At 63.6% G+C, this 8,367-nt stretch carries 6 protein-coding genes, 1 other RNA gene and 2 pseudogenes; 6 read left to right on the forward strand and 3 right to left on the reverse strand.

Going from position 1 to position 8,367, the window contains the following annotated elements; genetic code table 11:
* Window positions 1-71: 71 nt before the first annotated feature.
* The 3 genes from Y887_RS02315 (at window position 72) to Y887_RS02325 (ending at window position 3,675) form a co-directional block, all read left to right on the forward strand.
* Window positions 72-968, forward strand: a complete 897-nt coding sequence (locus Y887_RS02315; RefSeq protein WP_046962816.1) for a tryptophan 2,3-dioxygenase — start codon at window positions 72-74, stop codon at window positions 966-968.
* 584 nt (window positions 969-1,552) lie between these two features.
* The gene (locus Y887_RS02320; protein ID WP_046962817.1) at window positions 1,553-3,073 is read left to right on the forward strand and encodes a peptide MFS transporter; all 1,521 of its coding nucleotides are present in this window, start codon (window positions 1,553-1,555) and stop codon (window positions 3,071-3,073) included.
* 11 nt (window positions 3,074-3,084) lie between these two features.
* Window positions 3,085-3,675, forward strand: a complete 591-nt coding sequence (locus Y887_RS02325) for a thioredoxin family protein (protein ID WP_046962818.1) — start codon at window positions 3,085-3,087, stop codon at window positions 3,673-3,675.
* Between the two features lie 256 nt (window positions 3,676-3,931).
* Here Y887_RS02325 and Y887_RS02330 read toward each other — a convergent pair whose 3' ends face one another.
* On the reverse strand, window positions 3,932-4,420 hold the full coding sequence (locus Y887_RS02330) for a MarR family winged helix-turn-helix transcriptional regulator (protein ID WP_046962819.1): 489 nt from the start codon (window positions 4,418-4,420) through the stop codon (window positions 3,932-3,934).
* 122 nt (window positions 4,421-4,542) lie between these two features.
* Between Y887_RS02330 and hppD the strand changes: the two genes are divergently transcribed.
* From hppD to hmgA, 3 genes and pseudogenes are all read left to right on the forward strand, one after another.
* Window positions 4,543-5,658, forward strand: coding sequence for a 4-hydroxyphenylpyruvate dioxygenase (gene hppD / locus Y887_RS02335; RefSeq protein ID WP_046962820.1), 1,116 nt, complete (start codon window positions 4,543-4,545; stop codon window positions 5,656-5,658).
* A gap of 310 nt (window positions 5,659-5,968) precedes the next feature.
* A pseudogene (locus Y887_RS02340) lies at window positions 5,969-6,290 on the forward strand (endonuclease domain-containing protein).
* A 34-nt stretch (window positions 6,291-6,324) separates the two neighbouring features.
* Window positions 6,325-7,638 carry a homogentisate 1,2-dioxygenase gene (gene hmgA, locus Y887_RS02345; protein ID WP_046962821.1) on the forward strand — a complete coding sequence of 438 codons (1,314 nt, stop codon included), beginning with the start codon at window positions 6,325-6,327 and terminating at the stop codon, window positions 7,636-7,638.
* Between the two features lie 4 nt (window positions 7,639-7,642).
* Here the strand turns inward: hmgA and Y887_RS18520 are convergent.
* Both Y887_RS18520 and Y887_RS02350 read right to left on the reverse strand, forming a co-directional pair.
* Window positions 7,643-7,718, reverse strand: a non-coding RNA gene (locus Y887_RS18520) — sX9 sRNA.
* Window positions 7,719-8,088: 370 nt separating this feature from the next.
* A pseudogene (locus tag Y887_RS02350) lies at window positions 8,089-8,367 on the reverse strand (hypothetical protein); the annotation flags it as partial.

Here is an 8,367-nt window from a genome sequence, read left to right on the forward strand (position 1 = left end):
CGATCCCCAACCCCCAATCCCCAATCCCCGCCGCTGAGCTACCCTGACCGGCCCGATCCATCTGCATCGCCATGCCCGTCGACAAGAACCTGCGTGACCTGGAACCCGGCATCCACACCGACCTGGAGGGGCGGCTGACCTACGGCGGCTATCTGCGGCTGGACCAGCTGTTGTCGGCGCAGCAGCCGCTGTCCGAGCCGGCGCATCACGACGAGATGCTGTTCATCATCCAGCACCAGACGTCCGAGCTATGGCTGAAGCTGCTGGCGCACGAGCTGCGCGCGGCCATCGTGCATCTGCAGCGCAACGAGGTCTGGCAGTGCCGCAAGGTGCTGGCGCGCAGCAAGCAGGTGCTGCGCCAGCTGACCGAACAATGGTCGGTGCTGGAGACGCTGACGCCCAGCGAGTACATGGGGTTTCGCGATGTGCTCGGCCCTTCGTCGGGATTCCAGTCGCTGCAATACCGCTATATCGAGTTTCTGCTGGGCAACAAGAACCCGCAGATGCTGCAGGTGTTCGCTTACGACCGGCAGGGCCAGGAGCGCCTGCGCGAAGTGCTCGAGGCGCCGAGCCTGTACGAAGAATTCCTGCGCTACCTGGCGCGCTTCGGCCATGCGATTCCGCCGCAGTACCAGGCCCGCGACTGGACGGCTGCGCATGTGGCCGACGACAGCTTGCGCCCGGTGTTCGAGCGCATCTACGAAAACACCGACCGCTACTGGCGCGAATATGCGCTGTGCGAGGACCTGGTGGATGTGGAAACCCAATTCCAGCTCTGGCGCTTCCGCCACATGCGCACGGTGATGCGGGTGATCGGCTTCAAGCGCGGCACCGGCGGCTCCAGCGGCGTGGGATTTTTGCAGCAGGCGCTGGCGCTGACGTTCTTCCCGGAACTGTTCGACGTGCGGACGTCCGTAGGCGTGGACAACCGACCGCCGCAGGGGAGTGCGGACGCTGGGAAGCGCTGAGCGGGGCAAAAAGCTTGGCAACGCAGGGGTTGTCGCGCGCTGAAGCTCGGTAGAGCACTTACTCGGGAAAGCACTTAGTGGAAAAGTTGTTTGAAGCCCCTCTCCCCTCGGGAGAGGGGTTGGGGTGAGGGTACGGGTACGGGTACAGGCCTCATCCCCGGGATCAGCCGCTTGCTGATGCTCGTATGTCGGCGATCGGCACCACCCAGCGACATCGCACCCTCATCCGCCTTACGGGCACCTTCTCCCGAGGGGAGAAGGGAACGCATTGCGCGGTGAGAGAGGCGGGCGACGGTCACCGCTCACGCCAGGCGCCTGCGCAAGGTTGCCGACCAAGTCCACTGCGCACCTGATAGATCGCCCAGAGGACCCCAAAAAGAATCTCCAGGGACCTGCGAACGATCTCGCTCGAGCGGGTGGAGGAGACCCGGCACCCCCACAGGCCCAGCCCTTTCCGTCCATCCCTATCAGGCCGCCGACTCCGGCGAATTTGACGCGTACATGACGTCTAAGTGATCCTCGCGCGTCGCCCAGGGTTCCGCCCTGGGGCACCCAGCCATTACTGAATACGCAAGGGACACCACATGAGCGTTGACGCGACTGCGCCGACATCCGCTTCCACTCCGCCGCAGCCGCCTGCGCCTCCCGAGTTCCCCACGCTGCTTGGCCACCCCCGGCCGCTGTGGATGCTGTTCATGACCGAGTTCTGGGAACGCTTTGCGTTCTACGGCATTCGTTGGGCGCTGGTGCTGTACATCGTGGCGCAGTTCTTCGGCGGCGACGCCACCGGCCAGGCGCCGGCGGGGCGTACCTACGGCGCGTATCTGGCGCTGGTGTATGCGGCGGCGATCTTCGGCGGTTATGTGGCCGACCGCGTGCTCGGCTACCAGCGCTCGATCCTGGTGGGCGCAGCAGTGATGGCGACCGGCCTGTTCCTGATCGCCATCCCCGACCACACCATGTTCGAGATCGGCCTGGCGACCGTGGTGGTCGGTAACGGCTTGTTCAAGCCGAACATCTCCACCATGGTCGGCAAGCTGTATTCGGTGGCCGATCCGCGTCGCGACAGCGGCTTCACCATCTTCTACATGGGCATCAACCTGGGCGCGATGATCTCGCCGGTGTTGACCCAGCTGCTGGCCGAAAAGGTGTTCGGCACCCAGGCCATGCCCTCGTACAAGATGGTGTTCATGGCCTCCGGCGCAGGCATGCTAATCAGCCTGGTGTGGTTCTGGATCGGCCGCGCCCAGCTCAAGGGCATTGGCGCGCCGGCACCGAACGCGCAGGGCATCGGCCGCGTGCTGATGGTGCTGGCCGGCTGCGTGCTGGCGATTCCGGTGGTGTATTTCCTGCTGGCCGTCGGCGCCGATGTGCTGCAGATCGTGCTGACGGTGCTGTTCATCGGCCTGTCGGTGATGCTGCTGGTCGAAGGCATCCGCGAGGGCAAGGTGCAGCGCGACAAGGTGATTGCGATGCTGATCATCTTCGCCTTCAACGTGTTGTTCTGGATGTTCTTCGAACAGGCCGGCAGCTCGTTCACCTTCCTGGCCGACAACATCGTCAACCGCAATTTCGGTGAGTGGACCTTCCCGACCGCCTGGTTCCAGTCGGTCAACTCGATCGCCATCATTGCGCTGGCGCCGGTCATCGCCTGGATCTGGGTCAAGTCCGGCCGCTTCAATCCGTCGATTCCGCGCAAGTTCGGCCTGGGCCTGCTGTTCAATGGCCTGGCCTTCCTGCTGCTGATGTTCGCCTTGTCCAGCCTGGTCAACGACGCCGGCAAGATCCCGTTCTGGACCCTGTTCATGGTCTACGTCATCCAGTCGGTGGGCGAGCTGTGCCTGTCGCCGATCGGGTTGTCGATGGTGACCAAGCTGGCACCGGTGCGCCTGGTCGGTTTCGGCATGGGTGGCTGGTTTTTGTCCACCGGCATCGGTAACAACCTGTCGGGTATCTTTGCCGGCCATGTCAGCGGAAGCGAAGGCATGAGCGTGTCCTCGGCGCTGGGCGGGTATACCTTCGGGTTTTGGGCGCTGGTGGGCGCCGGTGCGCTGCTGTTCCTGATCGCACCGCTGATCAACAAACTGATGCATGGTGTGAAGTGAGGAGAAAAGCGATGCCGATCAAACCCATTGTCTGTGGCCTGCTGCTGGCCGGCCTGTTGAGCGCCTGCGGGCAACACGCCGAGCAACAGGAGGCGCCACGGCCGCTGGATACGTCGATGCAGAAGCCACCCAGTGCCGACCCCAGCCAGCCGGTGTCCTCGGGCAACACGCCCACTGCGGCCGACATCGCCGCCGCCGCCGCGCTCAACGCGCAGTACGACCCGTCGCGGGATCCGGCTGCCGATCTGGAAACGGCCAAGGTCGAGGCCAAGCGCGGTGGCAAGCGCATCGTGCTCAATGTAGGCAATGCCGCCTGCGAACCGTGCAAGGCGCTGGACGAGCTGATGGGCGGCGACGCCGAGCTGCGCAGCTTCCGCGATGCGCACTTCGTGGTGGTCAAGGTCAATCGCGATGCGGCCAACGAAAACGCCGCGTTCCTGTCGCAGTTCGCCCAGCTCAACGATTACCCGTCGCTGCTGGTGCTGGACAACGACGGCAAGCTGCTGACCACCCAGACCAGCCCGGAGCTGCGCAAGGGCGAAGGCTTCGATCGCAAGAAGCTGTTCGATTTCCTCAAGCAGTGGGCGCCGCCGCAAGCCTGATGTCCTGCGGGCGCGTCATACAGAAAACCCCGCATTGCTGCGGGGTTTTTTGTGTGTGCCAGTCGAGGTGCGGTGCCTGACGGGCGCGCAGATGCGCATGGGCACTGCATGCGATGCGGGGCGATGTGAGCAGCTTTGGCAGTGCTGCCTGTAACAACACAGTGCCCGCAGCGATTGCGCGATACCCCCCGGCGGCGTCGACATCCGCCAGCGCAGTGCCGCACGCACGCCATCGGATCGCACTGCAGAGCCAAGCTCAGTCCTTGCCCGCCATGCGCGGTAGCCCGTCCTTGGCCAGCCGGTCGATCAAGCGTTCCAGCAATTGCTGTTCCTCGTCACTGAACACCGACATCAGCCGTTGTTCCATTTCGTTGACCAGCGGTGCGACGGTTTCGTACACCTGGCGTCCGGCAGGCGACAGCGCCAGCATCGAGCGGCGGCGGTCGTCGCCGTGGGTCTCGCGGCGGATGAAGCTACGTTCCAGCAGGCGCGCCACCGCGCGACTCACTGCAACTTTGTCCATTGCCGTGCGGTCGGACACCTCGCTGGCCGAGGAACCCGGATACAGCGCCAGGATGGTGATCACCCGCCACTCGGGAATGGCCATGCCGTAGCGGTCGCCGTAGACCTTGGCGATGTTGGCGCTGATGCGGTTGGACAGCACGCTGAGGCGATACGGCAGGAACTGCTCGAGGTTGAGCAGCACGGGATGTTGCGGCGCATTGGAGGTGTCGTGATCGCTCATGTTGCACTGTGTCTTGATTTTGGTTTCATTTGCAACTACAAACGAGGGGTGGCCTGCGCATTCTCGCGGGTCTTCTGCCACCCCGCATAGCCCTGCGGGCCGCCTAGCGTGGAGAAACGACGATGAGCGCACAACCGAACAGCACTGTAGCCCGCCCCGACCCGGGGATGCAGGTCACCACCTTCGACAATCCGATGGGCATCGACGGCTTCGAATTCGTCGAATTCGCCGCACCCGCCGGCCAGGCCGCGCAACTGCACGACTATTTCCGCAAGATGGGCTTTGCCGCGGTACTGCGTCACCGCAGCCGCGCCATTACCGTCTATCGCCAGGGCGGGGTCAATTTCCTGCTCAACGAAGATCCCGATTCGTTCGCTGCCGACTTTGCGGCCGCGCACGGCCCCTGCGCCTGCGGCTTCGCCATCCGCTTCCGCACCCCGGCCGACACCGTGCTGCAGACGGTGCTGGGCAATGGCGGCGAAGCGGTGCAGAACAAGCCCCAGACGCGCGCGGTGCCCGCACCGGTGGTCAAGGGCATCGGCGATTGCATGCTGTATCTGGTGGATCGCTACGGCGATGCCGGCAGCATCTACGACGCCGACTTCGAGCCGATCGAAGGCGCCGACCAACAGCCGAGCGGCTTCGGCCTGACCTTCATCGACCACCTCACGCACAACCTGTATTTCGGCAACATGCAGCGTTGGTCGGACTACTACGAACGCTTGTTCAACTTCCGCGAGATCCGCTATTTCGACATCAAGGGCGCCAAGACCGGCCTGGTGTCCAAGGCGATGACCGCGCCGGACGGCATCGTACGCATTCCGCTCAACGAGTCGTCCGATCCCAAGAGCCAGATCAACGAATATCTGGACGCCTATCAGGGCGAAGGCATCCAGCACATCGCCTGCTTCACCGACGACATCTACGTCAGCGTGGAAAAGATGCGCGAGGCCGGGGTGACGTTCCTGGACACGCCGGACACGTACTTCGATGTGGTGGATCTGCGCATTCCCGACCACGGCGAAGATGTCGAGCGCCTGCGCCGCAACAAGATCCTGATCGATGCGGACGTGGACACCAAGCAACGCAAGCTGCTGCAGATCTTCACCACCAACTGCATCGGCCCGATCTTCTTCGAGATCATCCAGCGCAAGGGCAATGAAGGCTTCGGCGAAGGCAATTTCCAGGCATTGTTCGAAAGCATCGAGCGTGATCAGATCAAGCGTGGGGTGCTTTAAGGGCGGGGATTGGTGATTGGTGTCAGTAACTGCGTTGTTAGGTATGTGAGCGGTGTATTTCGCTGCGATACCTGGCGCTGCCTTCCCTAAGGTCAAATGTGGCGACGCTACCGATCAAGTGAAACAAGGGGTATCGCCAAGCACGCACCAAGGACGTGTTTTTCTGACAGCGCAGCACAGAGAAAATGCGGGCGCTTAAGCCCCTCTCCCGACGGGAGAGGGGTTGGGGTGAGGGTACGGTGGAGCGATGAAAATCAAACCACCCTTACCCACCGTTGCGCTCACCAACGCGCGTGCGTTACGGGCAGGGATGACAGAAGCAGAGCGTGCACTTTGGCGCTGTCTCCGCAGCAATCAGTTGCAAGTTCAGGCGTCAGCATCCGATTCCGCCTTACATCGCAGATTTTTGTTGCATCGAACGAATGTTGATTGTTGAACTGGATGGATCGCAGCACCAGGCCTCCAGCGATCAGGCAAGAACGCAGTGGCTGCAATCGAAGGGCTGGAGAGTGCTGCGGTTCTGGAACAATGATGTGTTGCTTTCGCTGGATGCGGTGGTCGAGGCGATCTTCGAGGTGGTCGCTATCCCGTACCCTCACCCCAACCCCTCTCCCGCGGGGAGAGGGGCTTAATCCCGCCCTTTGGGGCCTAGTCCGGACGTATGCCATGCATAACAACCAGCACTACATGACCGGCTTCGGCAACGAGTTCGCAACCGAGGCGGTGCCAGGCAGCCTGCCTGTCGGGCAGAACTCGCCGCAGCGTGTGGCGCACGGGCTGTATGCCGAGCAGTTGTCGGGCACCGCGTTCACCGCGCCGCGCGGCGAAAACCGGCGCAGTTGGCTGTACCGCATTCGCCCGGCCGTTGTGCATGGCAGCTTCTCCCTGGTCGAGCAGTCGCAGCTCCACAACGACTTCGGCAGCAGCCCGGTGTCGCCGGATCAACTGCGCTGGAGTCCGTTGCCGCTTCCGTCCATGCCTACCGATTTCGTCGATGGCCTGTACACCATGGCCGGCAATGGCAGCCCCGAGGCGATGACCGGTGTGGCCGTGCATCTGTATGCGGCCAACGCCTCCATGCACGATCGCTTTTTCTATGACGCCGATGGCGAGTTGTTGCTGGTGCCGCAGCAGGGCCGTCTGCGGGTACACACCGAGCTTGGCGTGCTGGAGCTGGAGCCGCAGCAGATCGGGGTGATTCCGCGTGGCGTGCGCTTGCGCGTCGAGCTGCTCGATGACACCGCCCGCGGCTATGTCTGCGAAAACTTCGGTGGCTTGTTGCGGCTGCCCGACCTGGGTCCGATCGGCGCCAACGGCCTGGCCAATCCGCGCGACTTCCAGACCCCGCAGGCGGCCTTCGAACAGCGCGAGGGTGCCTTCGAACTGGTGGCCAAGTTCCAGGGTCATCTATGGCGTGCGGACATCGGTCATTCGCCCCTGGATGTGGTGGCCTGGCACGGCAATTACGCACCGTATCGCTACGACCTGCGCCGCTTCAACACCATCGGCTCGATCAGTTTCGATCATCCCGATCCGAGCATCTTCACCGTGCTGACCTCGCCCAGCGACACGCACGGCACGGCCAATATGGATTTTGCGATCTTTCCGCCGCGCTGGCTGGTGGCGCAGCACACCTTCCGCCCACCATGGTTCCACCGCAATGTGGCCAGCGAATTCATGGGCTTGGTGCATGGCGTCTACGACGCAAAGGCCGAAGGCTTCGCGCCGGGCGGGGCGTCGCTGCATAACTGCATGAGCGGGCACGGCCCGGATGCGGCGACCTTCGACAAGGCCTCGCACGCGGACCTGTCGCGTCCGGACGTCATCGCCGAGACCATGGCCTTCATGTTCGAAACCCGAGCGGTGTTGCGGCCTACCCAGCAGGCGCTACAGGCCAGCCACCGGCAAGGCGACTATCAGCAATGCTGGTCCGGATTGCGTGCAGGGTTCAAGGCACCGACTTCTGGCCCGGCTGACTAAGAGTGGCTAACAAAACGTAGCGAGCAGTCGTCAGGCGGGTGTGGACGGCGCGCAGGAACCGGAGTGTACGCGTGGTACATGCCGATTCCGAGCACCNNCAGCCGCTCTAAGCGCGTGCAACAACACGCCTGGCTGACCGTCAGGCGGATCCATTCGGTGCGTGTTGCGACATGTCCCACCCAGGCGGTCCGGTCGCGAGCCTGCTGTCCACATGACTGCCCGCCACGCCTTCTTGGCCGCTCCAGGCGAGCCGATCAAACCGGTTTGCGCGACCGGCATCGGCGCGCAGTCGGTAGGCAAGCTCAGCGATTCCCGAACGGACGCGGCCGTTGCGTCGCGTCAACGGCACCGCCCGTGCGCTCGCTCAGCGCAATCGGGCAGTGGCGGGCTCCTGGCGAGTGGCTTTGCATCGTCGCAGCGACGGACCTGCGACAACCCATGCCGTCGGCATTACGCAGCCTGCACTGCATCCGGCAGCAGCTCTTCAATCCGCGTGCGCACACGCTGCGCATACGAGGCCGAGGTGAACTGCGGTAGCGCGTGCAAGGCCGTATGGATGGCGATACCGATCTCGTCTTCCGCGCGTGCGGCCTGCAACTGCCGGTGCAATACCACCGCAACCGGATTGCGTTGCAACTGCAGGATGTCGAGCAGGTACAGGCGTGCGTTGGTGGCAGCGCGACGGCGCTGACGTTGCAGGTCCTCTTCGGTGGGCTCGGTGACCGGCGG

The sequence above is a fragment of the Xanthomonas pisi DSM 18956 genome, from assembly GCF_001010415.1.
Lineage (GTDB): Bacteria > Pseudomonadota > Gammaproteobacteria > Xanthomonadales > Xanthomonadaceae > Xanthomonas > Xanthomonas pisi.

What these genes read in the sequence shown, in the direction of transcription:
- Y887_RS02315 (WP_046962816.1), top strand. Translation starts at nt 72, where the DNA reads ATGCCCGTCGACAAGAACCTGCGTGACCTGGAACCCGGCATCCACACC.
- Y887_RS02320 (WP_046962817.1), top strand. Translation starts at nt 1,553, where the DNA reads ATGAGCGTTGACGCGACTGCGCCGACATCCGCTTCCACTCCGCCGCAG.
- Y887_RS02330 (WP_046962819.1), bottom strand. Translation starts at nt 4,420, where the DNA reads ATGAGCGATCACGACACCTCCAATGCGCCGCAACATCCCGTGCTGCTC.
- hppD (WP_046962820.1), top strand. Translation starts at nt 4,543, where the DNA reads ATGAGCGCACAACCGAACAGCACTGTAGCCCGCCCCGACCCGGGGATG.
- Y887_RS02325 (WP_046962818.1), top strand. Translation starts at nt 3,085, where the DNA reads ATGCCGATCAAACCCATTGTCTGTGGCCTGCTGCTGGCCGGCCTGTTG.
- hmgA (WP_046962821.1), top strand. Translation starts at nt 6,325, where the DNA reads ATGCATAACAACCAGCACTACATGACCGGCTTCGGCAACGAGTTCGCA.